The organism is Pseudoalteromonas piscicida (assembly GCF_002208135.1).
Lineage (GTDB): Bacteria > Pseudomonadota > Gammaproteobacteria > Enterobacterales > Alteromonadaceae > Pseudoalteromonas > Pseudoalteromonas piscicida_A.
In genome coordinates this window covers 3,633,661-3,649,267 of sequence record NZ_CP021646.1, presented here as the reverse complement: position 1 = coordinate 3,649,267, position 15,607 = coordinate 3,633,661, and the positions used below count along the sequence as shown (strand labels likewise).

Sequence of the window (15,607 nt, the reverse complement as noted above, 5' to 3'; positions counted from 1 at the left end):
AAGTGATTCAGCCTTTCGCCGCTTTAGCGTTGCACCCATGCTGGATTGGACGGATCGCCATTGCAGAACCTTTCATCGTAAGCTGACTAAACATGCGGTGCTTTATACTGAAATGATCACCACTGGTGCGATTATTTTTGGTAAAGGAGATTATTTGGCATTCGGTGCGCATGAGTTGCCGGTGGCGCTACAATTGGGGGCTCTGATCCTAAAGCGTTGGCGGAGTGCGCTAAGCGTGCTGAGGAATATGGTTACAGTGAGGTAAACCTGAATGTAGGTTGCCCGTCAGATCGTGTGCAAAATGGTCGCTTTGGTGCGTGTTTAATGGCTGAGCCTCAGCTCGTTGCTGATTGTGTGGCGGCGATGAAGGCAGAAGTGAATATTCCGGTCACAGTAAAAACGCGCATTGGTATTGATGAACAAGATTCCTATGAGTTTCTTACGGTGTTGATTGAGGCCTCGAAGGCGGTTGGCTGTGATGACTTTATTATTCATGCCCGTAAAGCATGGTTGCAAGGCTTAAGCCCGAAAGAAAACCGTGAGATCCCACCATTAGATTATCCTCGCGTTTATCAATTAAAGAAAGATTACCCAGATCTGCATATTAGTATTAATGGTGGTGTTAAGACTCTTGAGGAGTGCCAGCACCATTTAGCCCACCTTGACGGCGTAATGGTTGGCCGAGAGGCTTATAGCAACCCGTTTATGTTGTCGCAGGTTGATGAGCTGCTGTATGGCGAAGCTGCGTTTACGCAAACTCGCCATCAAGTCGTAAGAAGCATGTATGACTACTTTGAAAGTGAAATGTCGAATGGTGCAAACTTTTGGCATATTGCGCGTCACATGTTGGGTATTTTTCAAAATCAACCCGGTGCGAGAGGGTTCCGTCGCCATTTATCAGAAAACGGTCACAAAAAAGAGGCTGGCATTGAGGTGATGGAAAAGGCGCTGTCTTTTGTACCTGAAGCGTAAAATACGCTAACCCAATCCTATGTGTGAAAAAGACGATTTTATCGTCTTTTTCACTATTTAATGTATCTCAATAAATCTATTTTTCTTCTCAAAAACCCTTAACCCAATGATTTAATTTTGTTTTTATTTTTGGCACGGCTCTTGGAATAGTCTAACTATATTATAAAAGGAGCCGAACAATGACCATCATCAACAGAATTGAAGATCTTATCAAAGCAGAACTTAACGCTTTATTAGATAAAGCAGAAGACCCACAAAAAATGGCAACTCAGTTAGTGCGCGATTTAGAAGAAGCGCTATCTGATTGTCGTGCAATGGCAGCGGAGCTTATTTGCCAACAAAAAGTAGCGCTGCGCCAAGTTGAGCAAGCGAATAAGGCAGCGGCAACGTGGCAAAGCAAAGCCGAACATGCCCTTGAAAAAGATCGTGAAGATCTTGCCCGCTCAGCCCTTGAGCAAAAGCAGCGAGAAGCCGAAAAAGCGCAAGAAGCACAGCAAAAAATTGATGATCTTACGCCTGCACTTGAAAAGCTCAGCACGGATGCAGACAAGTTACAAAGCAAAATTCAGCAATTAAAGGCAAAAGAAAAGGCCATGTTGCGCCGCTTGGAAACTGGTAAGGCAAGGTTAACCATCAAACAAACGCTGAATAGTGACGACATGCGATCTGCAACGCGCAAGTTCGACGAGTTAGAGCGTAAGGTGGCGCGCCTTGAAGCTGAAGTTGAGTCATACGACTTAGGGCAGCCTGATGTATGGCAGCGCTTTGAAGATGAGCAAAAGCAACAACAAATCGACGATGAATTAGCCCAATTAAAGCAAAAAATGGCGAGCTAGGCTCGCCCACTGCAACGACTGAGCAATCAAGACGAAAGGGGATAAAGATGAAAAATAGATATCAATCAACACTGTCTCAAATGAATAGTTCAAAGAAAATTGGTGGCGTCTGTGCGCAACTAGCACAACGTTTTGATATGCCAATTTGGTTAACGCGTTTACTAACAGTATTGCTGTTTTTTAAGTTTCCAATGTTGGTGTTATTGGCGTATGGCGTCGCTTGGTTTGCAATGCCAAAAGCGCATTACGAAAACTAAGCATAGGCGGCGAGGTAGGCACTATGAAAGTCGTGGCCGGTATATTATTAGCGCTGGTATTTTTATTGGCGCTATCTTGGGTGTCGTTGCCACTGGTATGGCTAGACATTAGCGATCTGCAACTCGATATGGGATTTGACCTAGGTTGGTTTGGCTTTGAAATACTCACGTTGCTATTTGCAATTGTAGCGCTGGTGGTGCTGGGAGCACTCTTGAGTGCAGGTATTTTAGGGTTACTCCTTATTGTGTTCATTGGGCTAGTAATGACATTGCTATTTAATTCTCTGATTGTGTTATTTCCGCTCATTTGTATTATTGCAATTGTGTGGCTAGTGGTAGATAAATCTGCTCAAGTAAAAGCTTGAACTGTGGGTTTTTGTTGGTGGTAGGAGATAAAAAACACGCTAAATTGGGATCTGTGATATAGTTATTTGCAGTTATAAATCCAAGGAAAGCCAACATGAAATCAAGTGTAATCAAAACCTTAATTTTTGCGTTATCAACTTTTATCGGCTTTAACGCTCCAGCTCATCAAGGGCATGAACATGATAAACACCATCATGGTTCGGAGCAACTTTCTGTTCACAACGCAACCGTGCGTGCATTTTTACCAGCCGCGCCTTCTACTGCAGGTTATCTCGTTATAGAAAATCCAACTCAGCAAAATAAAGTGTTGGTTAAGGCCACGCTCGAAGGCGTTAAGCGTGTTGAAATTCACGAGCATGTTCATAAAGAAGACATGATGAAAATGCAACGTGTTGACGAGCTAGCTATTCCAGCAGGTAAATCAGTGAAATTTCAACCTGGTGGTTATCACTTAATGGTGTTTGAGCCAATAGAAACATTAAAAGTCGGTGAGAAGCGCAAGCTTACGCTATATTTTGCTGATGGCGATAGGATCTTCACAATGGCGGAAGTCGTCGCACTTGCAGATATGTTTGGTGGCAAAGAAAAATCAAATGCAGGACATCACTCTCATCACTAAAAACAGTGAGGTATTAAATGGGAAATCATACGGGAAAAATCATCTCTGGCATTATCGCTGTCATACTTCTGGGTTATGTTATAGCCGTGTATTGGAGTGTGGAACCGGACCAGTTTGACGTCGTCGCGGCCGCAAAAGCGGATGCCCAGAAAAATGGCAATACATTAGTCACTGGATATGTGACGACACATACCTTGATTAAAGTGACGGATACGCTGCTGAATAAGCCGGGTGGTTACTTGTCGAATGACATGATGCCACCGAGCGTAATGATGGATAACATGCCAGCTTGGGAATACGGCGTGCTTGAGATGACACGAGATCTTACGCTTTCGATGCGTAAAGACTTTAGTCGTTCACAATCTCAATCGACTGAACACCCAAGTTTAAAACTAGCCCAGCCACAGTTTAATATCAGTTCAACAGCGTGGATGTGGCCAAGTGCAGAAGGTGAATATCAAAAAGGTAACGACTTACTACGTCAGTATTTAACTCAAATTTCTGATAATAGTAACCGCGACAGTCAGTTTTATGCGCGAGCGGATAACTTAAGATCTTGGCTAAAAGAGGCCGAAAAGCGCATGGGCAGTTTAAGTCAAAGATTAAGTGCAAGCGTAGGTCAAGACAGATTAAATACAGATTTGGCTGGAGATTCGGCAGCGGATCAAGCAACTGTGACACCAAGCCATAATATGGTGAAAACCTCTTGGTGGCAGATTGATGATGTATTTTACGAGGCCAGAGGCGCGACGTGGGCTTTGCTACATTACATGAAAGCAGTTGAGCATGACTTTAGGCCTGTGCTTGAAAAGAAAAATGCATTGGTCAGTCTGCAGCAGATCATCAGAGAGTTAGAAGCGACACAGGAAACCGTATGGAGTCCTATGGTACTAAACGGTAGCGGCTTTGGTTTAGTCGCGAATCACTCGCTGGTGATGGCAAATTATATTTCGCGAGCCAATGCGGCTCTCATCGAACTTAGTGAACTTTTAGCGCAAGGATAACATCATGAAAAAACACTTTTTAGCGGCGGCATTATCTCTCGCTTGTTTAGCACCTGCTGCACACGCAGATACGGTACTCGGGCTTTATGTCGGTGCAGAAGGGTGGGATACCGAAACCGAGGGTAGCTTTGCTGAAAAAGGCAATATGCAAACCTTTAACTTTGACGACGAAACTTTTACTAGTTTCTATGCGGCACTTGAGCATCCAGTGCCGTTAGTGCCAAATATCAAGCTACGCTACACCGAGCTAGAGTTGAATGGTCAGACGACGTTAACAGAGTCTTTTGACTTTGGCGGCCAAGTTTATACGGTAGGTACTGATGCGACAACAAACGCAGATCTAAACCACATAGACTACACATTGTACTACGAAGTGTTAGACAATGACTTGTTGACGTTAGACTTTGGTGTGAATTTTAAGCAGTTTGACGGCTCTATCATGGTAAGCGGTACTGCAAATGGTCAAACACGCACAGAAGAAGTTGAATTCTCTGGCTTTGTTCCACTGGGTTATTTACGTGGTGAAGTTGGTTTACCACTTACTGGGCTCAGTGTTTTTGCTGAGGGCAGCATGCTTGCAATTGATGACAGCAAAATCCAAGATTATCAAATCGGTATCGCTTATGAGTTTATCGATAATATGGCTGTCGACGTTGCGGTAAAAGTGGGCTATCGCTCTATGGTACTTGAGCTAGATGATATTGACGATATCTACACTGATTTGGATGTTTCTGGTCCATTTGCAGGGATCCAACTACATTTCTAAGATTGTGTAGTATACAATTTCAGCGGCTTGGGATGTGTAATCGACCAAGCCGTTTTTGTTTGTGTTGAGTAAATAAAACAGCTTTCTTATCTTTCTTCCCACTCGAGAGAAAATTCGCTTTCAAAGGCCTTTTCCACAAGTTGTTTGTATTGTTTATTGATTGGGCTTTGGAGTAATTTTTTTAGCTCGTCTCCGGTTTGCGTCAACTTGTAATAGCTCAGCACCAAGTCATTGGATTTGGCCGTTAAGGTCATTTTTTTACGTAAATACACCAGTTGCATTGACTGTCCTTTTTGTAGCGATGCGGACTCAATTTCTTGCCGATAAAGGATATTAATGTCCATCAAAGTGAGAATATTTGGGAAGTTTAGCCCTGCTTGGCTTAAGTTGATGGATTCGGTGCTGCCTTTACGTAACAAATCAAAAATAGAGGGCTTTTTATAATAACCATGAAGAATGAGGTAGCTGTCTTCTTTTTCTAAGTAGCCGCACAGTGGTGCGCACCTTTGTAATGCGGTTGCTTCACGTTGGGTCATCATTTTTAAGGTTTGCAGACTTTTAATTGAAAAAGTGCCGGGCGTAATACTTTCTCCCACTAAAATTTTTGCCCACAACTTTTGCATGGAGTGATTTGCAATGTCTTCTGCAAGGGTGATGAAGTGCTCCAACCAATCGGGATCGGGGCGACCTCGGGCAGTAACCTCAGGGCATAATGTAAGCGCCATTCCCATAATGCCCTCAAGATTTTGCTGGCGTTGGATTTTGATTAATTGTTGGCGTTTAAGAGCACGTTTTAATGTACCATGTTGAGTTCGTACCGTGTATTGGTTGTCTTTATTCTTATCAGACTGATAACGGTCATTTTGAGTGACAAGCGGTGTGATCCGCTTCACCATGGGATAGCCGAGCTTTTCTTCAATCGAAAGCGCTAAGGCTGACTTTACTTGTGCATTTTTGACTGCCATATCAAGCTCGTAGTTTATACAGTGTATGCATATGATTCACCGCAGAGTTAGTTACTTGTGGTAAGTACTGTTGCATAAAAAGTGCGATAAAACTGCCAATAAAGGGTGTATTCGCTCTTCCTTCAATCGTGATTGTCAGTTGTTTATCGGCTTGAACGGTAAACAAATTAAGGCTAATTTTGGCCAAGTGTTCGTCGTCTAAATACAATGACAGCTCTAAACTCTGTTCGTTGATTTTGGTGATGGTCATTTCTGCCTCTCCCCAAGGATGCACTAAAACTGCTGAGCCACCTACTCGTTGCTTTTTTGGCAGAATACGAAAGTAGATATCTTCGGTTGCTTGCCAATTAAATAATGCCGGCCAGTGGGATAACACTAATGGAGAGAGTGTTGTGTTATTTGCAGAAAGAACGGTGCTTTTTACCACTTTATAATGGTGTGGCATCGCTAAACCAGCAATCACAATGACAAGTGCCAAAATCATCAGCATTCTAATAGGAGTAGATAAACGTTTGATACAGAATCCTCTTTGGTAAAAAGTATGCTAAATCATCTCTTTTGTTCTATGCTCGACTATAATATTTCATGTATGTTAATCAAACAGAACTGTAATAGTAAAAATGTACCATATTTTGTAAGATGGTAAACACTGGAGTGAATCAGTGCCTATAATTGAAGAGTAGTGCGGATTTAAAGGGTAAAACATGGCACCTGAGCAAGAAGATTATTTGTTTGCAGAGCACGAAGAAGTTTCTCAAGAAGAAGAAATGACAAGTGCTTTTTGGGATGTCTTAGTCGTTGATGATGATCCAGAGATCCATTCTGTTACTAAACTTGCACTGTCTAATTTAGAGTTTTGGGGCAAAAAGCTCAGGTTTTTTCACGCCTATTCAGGTAAAGAAGCCATTGAGATTTTAAAAGAACAAAATAATATCAGTATCCTATTACTCGATGTGGTGATGGAAACCGACGACGCGGGCCTTAATGTCGTCCGGCGAGTGCGCGAAGAGATTAAAAATATGGCAGTACGTATTATTATGCGTACAGGTCAACCCGGTTATGCGCCGGAAGAAAAAGTCATTCGTGAGTTCGATATTAACGATTATAAAATGAAGACTGAACTCACCCGCAGTAAACTGGTAACGTCTTTACTTACCGCTATCCGTTCTTATCAACAAATTTGTGAGCTTGAAGCACAAAGCCACGCACTAGAGCAGATCCTTTCTGCTTCTCGCGCCATACTTGGTCACACCGATATGAGCTCCTTTTCGGCAGCGGTTGTCGCTCAATTGGCGAATATTTTAGATGCGTCAGGCGAAGGTTTAGTAAGTGGCTACCTAGATGATGATATGCATTTAAGGGTGTTTGGTGGTAGTGAGCAGTACCGTGAATTCTTTGGTCATGGTATAGAGCAGCTTGATAATGGTCGTGTCATCATGCAAGTGCAAAACTGTATTGATACCGAATCCCACCAATCCACCGCGCATGACATTACCTTCTTACTTGAAAGCAAAAATAAAAAAGCAGCCATTTATTTAGAGCTCGAGGCTGAGCCATCGGAAGCACAATTGAAGTTTGCTGAAATATTCCTGACTAACGTTGGTGTTGGCCTTGATAATATTAAGCTATTTAATGAGTTACGTGAGGTTGCTTACAAAGATAACCTAACCAAGCTGCCTAATCGCGCTAATTTTATCGAGAAGATAGAGTCTTATTTCAACCAGCAACAATCGCTCGTTTTTATTCTTGTCGATATTGCCCAATTTTCAGATATCAATAACGGTTTGGGCCAAGAAGTTGGCAACTTGCTGTTACTAGGGGTTGCTGAGCGAATTAGTATTGAGTTTCCTGAAGCTCAGTTAATTTCACGTATTGGTGCGGATGTGTTTGGCTTTTTAATGCCAGAATCGCAGTTTGATGAAGAGTCTTTTATTGATAACTTGTGCGTTCCCTACCATGTTGGGGAGCATTTGTTAACTATGCACTTTCATATTGGAGTGTGTCGTCAAGAAGATTTCCAGCCGCAAGGAATAGAAACCTTAAAGCTTGCTTATATCGCGCTTAACCAAGCAAAACAGTCGAGTATACCACTGGATTGGTATACCCCAGATTTAGAAGAAAAAATGGCTTGGAAGCTGGGTTTAATAAGGCAGCTCAGGCAAGATTTTGAGATGAAAAAACTCGAGGTCTGGTATCAGCCTCAGTTTTCTATTGCTGATCGCAAGGTGATTGGCTGCGAGGCTTTACTACGTTGGCCTTCTGGAAACGGGAACTATATTTCCCCTGCGATTTTTGTTCCGCTTGCGGAAAATGCAGGGCTTATTGTTGAAATTGGCCAATGGGTGTTAGAACAAGCTTGCCAGTTACAGACAACTTTGCAACAGCAGGGTTTCGGTGAGCTGAGTATTGCTGTGAATGTTTCTGTACCGCAGTTTAAGGTGCCAAACTATGCACAGCAGGTTAAAGACACTATCTTGTCGTTTAATGTAGAGCCTAAGCATATTGAGCTTGAAGTAACAGAGAGTGTGGTCATGGATGAAGTAAATTCGGTGATAAATACACTCCAAGAGTTACAAGAGTTTGGTGTTGAGGTGGCCATTGATGACTTTGGTACTGGATTTTCTTCTTTGAGCTATTTGCAAAAACTTCCTTTAGCACGGCTTAAAATAGACCGCGCTTTTATCAAAGATATCCCTCACGATGACAGCGGTGCAATTGCCGATCTTGTTATTTCTTTAGGTCAACACCTTGGCCTAAAAACGATTGCTGAAGGCGTTGAGACAGAAGAGCAAATGGCGGTGTTACAAAAACTCGGCTGTGATGAGGTACAGGGATTTTTATTAGCAAAACCAATGCCAGAGCGGGACTTGCTTGAATTTTTAGAATCAAATTAGCCAATTGCGTTGTGAAAATCGGTGCAATTGCTTTTCTTTGTAATGTTGATTAGACTAAAGTTTGAACACTCCATTCTTAAGTGTACTTAGGTACTTTGTATTATTAATAATAAAGGATTTGCTATGAAAATCGCAGGAGTTTGTGTTGTCCTATTGTTGCTTCTGTCGGGTTGTAACTCAACGACCGAGTCGGCAAAAAACAATAACGAGAGCACGATAGCCAAGAATCAAGAAGATTTATACTGTAAACAAGATATCATCACGGGTAGTAAGTTTACAAAACGAAGATGTCGCACTAAAGACCAGATAGAGCATGATCGACGTGCGGCAAAAGACATGCTTAACCGACAGCAGAGTACTGTTGGTGTTCAGGGCGGTCAGTAAATTTTGCTTTGTTAGACTAGCACGAGCAGTCTAATTATTTGCTCTAATTGAGGAAACGGTTGCGAGTTGCGCTGAAAATTCCTCTTTTAGAGCAGTTGCTATTCTTCCCTTCCTCCAAATTTAAATTACGCTTCATCTTTCCTTGCTATCTCCACTTATTTAATTGTGATTACGGTGTATGAACGATAGCGGTGATAGATATTATTGTGTGTATGGTATCTCATGTTTTAATACCAAATAGTCTTAATACCCACTCAATGTGGGGGAAATCTGACGCTAGCTGCGTTAAAAACTTCTTTTTTAGAACAATTAGGTGCATTGCTGATGGCTGGATGCGGAGCAAGCGACAAGACTTTCTAACTTCAAAAATAGCTCACCTTATTAGAAAGGTTTTGATGTAACGCGAGTAGTTAACAGATATTTGCCTTCTAGGCATCATGATTAAGCAGTGGTGAGAGTGACGTTAAACTAAAAAAGCCCCCGCAGCGTTAAACTTGCGGGGGCTCATAATTACGACTAAATCTTGCGGGCTTTAGACTACAGTCTAAATGTGAAACCTGCGAAGATATAGCGACCCAAAGAATCATAGAAACCAGGGTAAGTGTTACCATTTGCTGGGCCTGCAGGACCATTTGGTACTAGTGGAGCAGTATTATCAAAGATATTATTTACACCACCGCGGAATTGCAGGTTATCAGAAGCATTCCATGTTACTGCAATATCAACGTAGTCACGCGCAGTCATTGGAACTGGTCCATCGATTACTTGACCGTCGTCATTTCGTGCGAATTCCTTCACTTCACTTACATAACGATAGGTTGCTGTAACGTTTGCATCCCAAGGTGTTACCCAAGTTGTTGAGAAGTTTGACTTAAAGTCAGGAACTGGGTATTCACATACCGCTCTGTCCCAACGACCAGCACAATCGTCAATATCACCACCTGGTAAGTTTTGAGTTGCAAACTTATCTAGCCATGTACCGATTAGCTTGAAGCGTAAAAGACCCATATCATCAGGCAGGTTATAACGGTATGATGCATCAAAATCGATACCGCTTGTTTCTACGCTACCAATGTTGGTGTCAATAGCAGTGATCGCATCCTGACCTAACCATAATGAACCTGTAGGGCCACGGTTGATAAGTCCGCAGAACTCGTCGTTACCATTAATCGCACATTGATTGAAGATTGTTGCTTCAGGGATTTCTTGAATTGCGTCTTCAACAGTAATGTCGAAGTAGTCAATCGCAATGTCTAAACCGTCAATGGCTTCAGGAGATAATAGAATACCAAACGAGATAGTATCTGACTTCTCTGGCTCTAGGTCTGGGTTACCACCAGTGATACTGTTGTATTGACCAGCTGGGTTGATCAGTGCGTTTGAACCATATTTAGATGGATCAAGCCCTGTTCTAGCACACTGTTCAACGGTTAGAGTTGGGTTGTCACCACCACATGGATCTGCCCAGTTAAATAAACCCAAACCAGCAGATCTGAATAGGTCACGTACGTTACCTGCACGCACTGCGCGTTGGAAGCTTGTTCTCAAACCAAGTTGATCATTAACGCGGATATCAAACGCACCTTTATAGGTGTTAGTTGTTTTATCGGTTGAATAATCTGAGTAGCGGTAAGCTAACTCTAAAGTAATATAATCAGCAAATTCAGAGTCTTCGACTAAAGGTACGTTGAATTCAGTAAAGAACTCATTGACGTCAAATTCACCACTTACACCAAGAACTGGACCACCTTGACCTGCACCGTCACCCGACTGGAAGCCTTGATCCGGATTGAAGTCTAGCGACTCTTTTCTGTGCTCAAGACCAAATACCACGCCCACACCAGTGGAAGTCCCAGGTACTACAACACCGTACTCAGTAAGGTCACCAGTAACATAACCACTAATTTGTTTTGTTCTCGTGTCACCACGAGCAAACAGAGGCATAGTTAGATAGTCGATTTGCTCTTGAGTGATGTTCGCTGGATCGAAAATATTCCAAGGAATACAGGTTGGATCGCTACCATCTACAACTGACTTACATACCACGTTACCGTCATCATCTGTTGTTGCTTGTAATGAACGAATGATTCTGGTTGTAGACATGTCGTTTTGGTAAGTCTGAGCATATGATACGTTACCAAAGTTCATATACGCATCATAACTCCAGTTGTCATCGATTTCACCGCGAACACCTAGTACAAAACGAGTTGAGGTATGGCGAATATCGTCTTGACGAGGGCCACCTTCAACATTACGTTTACCGATGAAAGCACCCTTAACAACACCATCTTTTGCAACACCATCAGGTCCGCAAAGCGTATTTCTTTGTGAAGCTGAAAGTAGTGGGTTATCACAGCTAATATCAACTTGATTCAGGAATGAACCAGAAGGTGCGATCTGAGCCACTGTGCGGTTGTCCATGTAGTTAAACTCAGCATAAAACGTATGGCTGTCGTTAAAATCATAGTGACCTAGTAAACCAAATGTTTTACGTTTGTCTGGACGTTGGAAATAGTTTAGTGGGCCGTAGTTGTATACTGTGCCAGCTGTAGGAACTAGATCGGTACCAGATACTTTGTAGTCATAGGTATCGAAATCGGTAATACGGCCATCTGGAATTGTTCCTGAACCACCACAGACACGTGTACCTGTCGCGTTTATATTCATAGCACAGGCACTGTAGTCACGGTTATCCTGTGTCACCTCTTCGATATCACGCCAAGTCGCGTAACCTGTGATGTTAGCACGGCCATCTGCAGAGTTTGCACCAAAAGTCAGAGAGATATCATGGGTGTCGCCATCCCATTGACTTCCGTCAGGTACCGGGAAGCCTCTGTCTTTTAGTGCTCGTTGCATGTCTTTGTGGTCGTTATCATGTTGATAAACACTACCTTGATACTCAACTTGGAAGCCTTCAAAGTCGTCTTTCATGATAAAGTTTACAACACCAGCAACAGCGTCTGAGCCGTATGTTGCTGACGAGCCACCAGTTAACACATCGACACGATCAACTAAAGCTGCTGGGATTTGGTTAAGGTCAGCACCGATACCACCAGCAACAGGAGAACCAGAAGGCAAGCGACGTCCATTAACGAGTACCAATGTACGTTCTGTGCCTAAGTTACGAAGGTTTACTGTTGCGGTACCTGTAGCTCCATTTGCTTGGCCTGAAGTTTGGTCAGCAAAGATTGCAGGCATATCGTTGAGTAGATCTTCTACCCTAGTAATACCTGCAACTTTAATGTCTTCGGCCGTAACACTTGTTACAGGGCTCGCACCGGTCATGGCAGCTCGCTTGATACGAGTACCTGTAACCTCAATTCGTTCTACGCTATTAGTAGCGTTGGCATCTGTTTCTTCAGCGTGGGCGATACCTGATACGCCTGCAGTCAGCGTTGAACAAGCCAGTAGAGATAGCCTGATCGTTGCTGATAGGTTAGAAAGTTTCATCTTATTTCCTTATTTATTTATTTATTAGCAGAGTAGGAAAATGTTCCTGCAACATAGAACTTACAACGCATCTACTGAAAGTTCAATGGTTCGTTTGTAAAACCGTCAAATGTAATGGAGATATGAGCTTTTTTATAACGAAATTATACGGATGAAAGTTGAAACAAAACATTTCTAGATAAAAGTAAAACAAAGGAATGAGTAAATTGTTGCCAAAAAAGGACACCGTGATGGTGTCCTTGACGATGAATACCTGTGGAGTTGCTTACTCTTCAGTGATAAATGCTTCACCGGATTGAATCCACTCTGCTGGTGGCAATCCTTTCAGGTGATAATCAAAGTATTCTTTCATACGAATTGAATAATCTAGCTGATTTGGCAGCTTTTTCAGATGGTGCGGTTCACCTTCGTATTGTAAGAAAGTGGCGTCTTTATCATGTCTTCTTAAGGCTAAGTAATATTGAATACCTTCTTGCCAAGGCACTGCTCCGTCGTTATCACCAAACATGATCAAAATCGGCGTGTTTACTTTATCTGCGTAAAACACTGGAGAGTTTTCTATATATAATTCAGGCGCTTCTGTTAGCGGTTTACCAATACGGCTTTGGCCTGTTTCGTACTGGAACTGTCTTGCAAGACCTGATTCTAAACGGATCCCACTGAACGCTGAGGTCATATTGGATACAGGCGCTCCAGACACAACCGCTTTAAACATATCCGTCTGCGTGATCATAAATGCACTTTGGTAACCAGCCCAAGAGTGGCCTTGTAAGCCAATTTTATCCGGATCCGCAACACCTGAATCAATTAGCGCCTGTGCTGCATTAATCATGGTTTGTGTTGAAGAGCGTCCAGGGTGGCCGATTTCAAAACGAATATCAGGCAAGAATATCGCATAACCGTTTGAGGTATACATTGGCAGGTTTGGTCTGTGATTTAGCTCCATTTTCGGGAAGTCATACATGCGCTGGCTCATATAGCGATAGAAGTAAATCACCACTGGCACTTTATCACCAGCTTTATAATCAGCCGGTTTGATTAACACGCCTTGAAGATCTTCACCATCGTAGCCTTTGTACTTCACAAGTTCAGGTTTTTGGCCCCAAGCAAATGTCTGCTGCTGTGGGTTTAAATCTGTGAGTTTTATTGGGTTATTAAAGCTGCTATCTGAGACCCAATAATCAGGAAATTCTTGATAAGACTGTCTTGTGAAAATATAGGTATCCGCTTCTTTGGCTTTTCTCACTACGCCATATTTAGCTTCGCCAGACAAAACAGTTTGCAACTTGTTATCTTGTAGAGAAAGCGTTGCAATATGTGTTTGTTTATTTTCGAGGTTGTGCGCACTTAACAGTAAGGTATCATCCGGGTTAAAACCTAATTTGTCCTTATCTTTATACTCAATGCGATATTGTGTTTGGGTCTTATAGCCATCAGTTAGTCGAGTTGCTTTTACCGTTTTGGTATCAAATGCCCAAATATCATATTTACTGTAGGCGTAGAGCGTCGAACCATCGAGCTGCCAACCAGCAAATCCAAACCCTTCGTTTGGTTCTGGTTTATCATGTTTATCATCAGCAAATAGTGCGTTTTTAACCGCTTTGCTTACTGGGGTAAGCTGTTGAGTGGATAGCGATTTCAACCAGACTTGTTCACCGTCGAAATAGGCCGCATGTTTACCGTCAGGTGCGACGGTAGGGCGATTTGAACTTTCTTTAACAATGAGTTGTTTATCACCGCTGCTGATATCAACGCTATAGTAGTCACGATAAAAGCCCTTGTACATAATCTGCTTTAGGTAGGGAGTATCATCGCTGCCCAGCACAAAATTTGCGTTTGTGCGCAGTGAAATAGAAGGCACTTGAAGGTTTTCAAGTTGTACTACACGCTCGCCATTAATATGATAAACCGCTTGATAATGTTGATCTCGACGGCTTTCATTCCATGTTTTTATTTCTCTAGTTTTGATTTCAGGATCGGCATTGTGCCAAACTTTTAAGCCTTTTTGCTGGCGAATGGTATCGTAATCATAAAGTGAGCTTTCATCTGTGTATTTAAGCTCTTTGGCTTTTGCTTCAAGCTGTGGACGGTTTTCAAAAAACAGTCGTGAGCCATCTTCAGACCATTTGATTGATGCTGTCTTGCCTGAAAACCAACCGCTCGGGTTGTGGATGTCGGTAATTTTATCGCTTGTTGGAGACCATAATTTGAGTTGGTAGTCGCGGCGGCGTTTGTCATCGTTGACATAATTACCTAAATAAAAAGCGACATGTTGAGAATTGGGTTGCCAAGCAATGTCTCCTAAAGTCACGCCGGGCTCATCGATAAGACTCGTGATTTGATTGCTTGCTAAGTCAATAACGGCAACACGGTTTTTACTGCCGTCTTCGCTTTGCTGATTGACCAAGATAGCGTTACTACTTGGTGCCACTTTGTATGCTGCGATGTCGTCATAGCGAGTGCTTTCATTGTTAGAAAGGTTCAGCACCACAAGCGTTAAGGAGTCATCCCCTTTATCTGCACTGATTTTGAGTTCATCAGTTTGCTTGTCTGTATTCGCTTTTGCGTCTGATTTGTTGTCGCCTTTTTTTGCATCCTCACGGTACACCAGCCATAGGCCATCGTCTGAAAGTTGATAATCTTTAACCGAGTTAAAGGTTTGCTGGGCCTTGGTTGTGGTGTTCACCAACACTAAGTTGTTCTTTAGCGTTTTTTTCTTCTTTTTATCTGCCGTTTCTTTTTCAAGTAGGGTAGGGCGTTGGGTAAAGCCAACCCATTGACCACTTTTATTGATAACTGGGTTCGTGCCACGGGGAACCGATGCAATCAGTGCTTTATTATTGAGAGAATACACTTGGCCTTCGCTGTCACCACGATAAGGCTTTGCACTTAGGCCGAGGAATGTGCCTTGTTCGGAGATCACCGTACCCTGAGGGTAACGAAAATCAAAAACATCTTTAAATTCAAGGCTGGGTTTAGCTGCTAAGCTGCTTACACTAAAAAGTGCTGCGCTTAAGAGAGTGAGTTTTAGAGTCATGTTTAGAGCATTTTAGTATGTATTTATGACGTTTTTATCACTTTTAACAGTGAAACT

The 15,607-nt window shown here is 42.5% G+C and carries 12 protein-coding genes and 1 pseudogene; 9 read left to right on the top strand and 4 right to left on the bottom strand.

Annotated elements, in window-relative coordinates; genetic code table 11:
- Positions 1-37: 37 nt before the first annotated feature.
- From dusA to B1L02_RS16695, 7 genes and pseudogenes are all read left to right on the top strand, one after another.
- Positions 38-972: pseudogene (gene dusA / locus B1L02_RS16725) on the top strand (tRNA dihydrouridine(20/20a) synthase DusA).
- 179 nt (positions 973-1,151) lie between these two features.
- A complete protein-coding gene (locus tag B1L02_RS16720; RefSeq protein ID WP_088531930.1) occupies positions 1,152-1,808 on the top strand; it encodes a PspA/IM30 family protein in 657 nt (218 codons plus the stop codon).
- Positions 1,809-1,855: 47 nt separating this feature from the next.
- The gene (locus B1L02_RS16715; RefSeq protein ID WP_088531929.1) at positions 1,856-2,065 is read left to right on the top strand and encodes a PspC domain-containing protein; all 210 of its coding nucleotides are present in this window, start codon (positions 1,856-1,858) and stop codon (positions 2,063-2,065) included.
- 23 nt (positions 2,066-2,088) lie between these two features.
- A complete protein-coding gene (locus B1L02_RS16710) occupies positions 2,089-2,430 on the top strand; it encodes a hypothetical protein (protein ID WP_088531928.1) in 342 nt (113 codons plus the stop codon).
- Positions 2,431-2,525: 95 nt separating this feature from the next.
- Positions 2,526-3,050, top strand: coding sequence for a copper chaperone PCu(A)C (locus B1L02_RS16705; protein WP_088531927.1), 525 nt, complete (start codon positions 2,526-2,528; stop codon positions 3,048-3,050).
- Between the two features lie 17 nt (positions 3,051-3,067).
- Positions 3,068-4,054 carry a DUF2333 family protein gene (locus B1L02_RS16700; protein WP_088531926.1) on the top strand — a complete coding sequence of 329 codons (987 nt, stop codon included), beginning with the start codon at positions 3,068-3,070 and terminating at the stop codon, positions 4,052-4,054.
- A 4-nt stretch (positions 4,055-4,058) separates the two neighbouring features.
- A complete protein-coding gene (locus tag B1L02_RS16695) occupies positions 4,059-4,820 on the top strand; it encodes a TIGR04219 family outer membrane beta-barrel protein (protein WP_088531925.1) in 762 nt (253 codons plus the stop codon).
- A gap of 86 nt (positions 4,821-4,906) precedes the next feature.
- Here B1L02_RS16695 and B1L02_RS16690 read toward each other — a convergent pair whose 3' ends face one another.
- Together B1L02_RS16690 and B1L02_RS16685 are read right to left on the bottom strand one after the other, a co-directional pair.
- Positions 4,907-5,785, bottom strand: coding sequence for a TIGR03899 family protein (locus B1L02_RS16690; RefSeq protein WP_088531924.1), 879 nt, complete (start codon positions 5,783-5,785; stop codon positions 4,907-4,909).
- A 1-nt stretch (position 5,786) separates the two neighbouring features.
- Positions 5,787-6,269: a hypothetical protein gene (locus tag B1L02_RS16685; RefSeq protein ID WP_088532300.1), complete on the bottom strand. Its 483-nt coding sequence runs from the start codon at positions 6,267-6,269 to the stop codon at positions 5,787-5,789.
- Positions 6,270-6,489: 220 nt separating this feature from the next.
- On the opposite strand from B1L02_RS16685, the gene B1L02_RS16680 reads away from it, so the two are divergent.
- Together B1L02_RS16680 and B1L02_RS16675 are read left to right on the top strand one after the other, a co-directional pair.
- Positions 6,490-8,679 carry an EAL domain-containing protein gene (locus B1L02_RS16680; protein ID WP_088531923.1) on the top strand — a complete coding sequence of 730 codons (2,190 nt, stop codon included), beginning with the start codon at positions 6,490-6,492 and terminating at the stop codon, positions 8,677-8,679.
- Positions 8,680-8,802: 123 nt separating this feature from the next.
- Positions 8,803-9,063 (top strand): hypothetical protein, encoded by a 261-nt coding sequence (locus B1L02_RS16675; protein WP_088531922.1) that lies wholly within the window; start codon positions 8,803-8,805, stop codon positions 9,061-9,063.
- Positions 9,064-9,600: 537 nt separating this feature from the next.
- On the opposite strand, the gene B1L02_RS16670 is transcribed toward B1L02_RS16675, so the two are convergent.
- Both B1L02_RS16670 and B1L02_RS16665 read right to left on the bottom strand, forming a co-directional pair.
- A complete protein-coding gene (locus B1L02_RS16670; protein WP_088531921.1) occupies positions 9,601-12,513 on the bottom strand; it encodes a TonB-dependent receptor plug domain-containing protein in 2,913 nt (970 codons plus the stop codon).
- A gap of 265 nt (positions 12,514-12,778) precedes the next feature.
- Positions 12,779-15,550 (bottom strand): prolyl oligopeptidase family serine peptidase, encoded by a 2,772-nt coding sequence (locus B1L02_RS16665; protein WP_088531920.1) that lies wholly within the window; start codon positions 15,548-15,550, stop codon positions 12,779-12,781.
- Positions 15,551-15,607: the final 57 nt, after the last annotated feature.

Excerpts from the sequence above, each read along its gene's own strand:
- B1L02_RS16720 (WP_088531930.1), top strand. The coding sequence starts at position 1,152 with ATGACCATCATCAACAGAATTGAAGATCTTATCAAAGCAGAACTTAAC.
- B1L02_RS16715 (WP_088531929.1), top strand. The coding sequence starts at position 1,856 with ATGAAAAATAGATATCAATCAACACTGTCTCAAATGAATAGTTCAAAG.
- B1L02_RS16710 (WP_088531928.1), top strand. The coding sequence starts at position 2,089 with ATGAAAGTCGTGGCCGGTATATTATTAGCGCTGGTATTTTTATTGGCG.
- B1L02_RS16705 (WP_088531927.1), top strand. The coding sequence starts at position 2,526 with ATGAAATCAAGTGTAATCAAAACCTTAATTTTTGCGTTATCAACTTTT.
- B1L02_RS16700 (WP_088531926.1), top strand. The coding sequence starts at position 3,068 with ATGGGAAATCATACGGGAAAAATCATCTCTGGCATTATCGCTGTCATA.
- B1L02_RS16695 (WP_088531925.1), top strand. The coding sequence starts at position 4,059 with ATGAAAAAACACTTTTTAGCGGCGGCATTATCTCTCGCTTGTTTAGCA.
- B1L02_RS16690 (WP_088531924.1), bottom strand. The coding sequence starts at position 5,785 with ATGGCAGTCAAAAATGCACAAGTAAAGTCAGCCTTAGCGCTTTCGATT.
- B1L02_RS16685 (WP_088532300.1), bottom strand. The coding sequence starts at position 6,269 with ATGATTTTGGCACTTGTCATTGTGATTGCTGGTTTAGCGATGCCACAC.
- B1L02_RS16680 (WP_088531923.1), top strand. The coding sequence starts at position 6,490 with ATGGCACCTGAGCAAGAAGATTATTTGTTTGCAGAGCACGAAGAAGTT.
- B1L02_RS16675 (WP_088531922.1), top strand. The coding sequence starts at position 8,803 with ATGAAAATCGCAGGAGTTTGTGTTGTCCTATTGTTGCTTCTGTCGGGT.
- B1L02_RS16670 (WP_088531921.1), bottom strand. The coding sequence starts at position 12,513 with ATGAAACTTTCTAACCTATCAGCAACGATCAGGCTATCTCTACTGGCT.
- B1L02_RS16665 (WP_088531920.1), bottom strand. The coding sequence starts at position 15,550 with ATGACTCTAAAACTCACTCTCTTAAGCGCAGCACTTTTTAGTGTAAGC.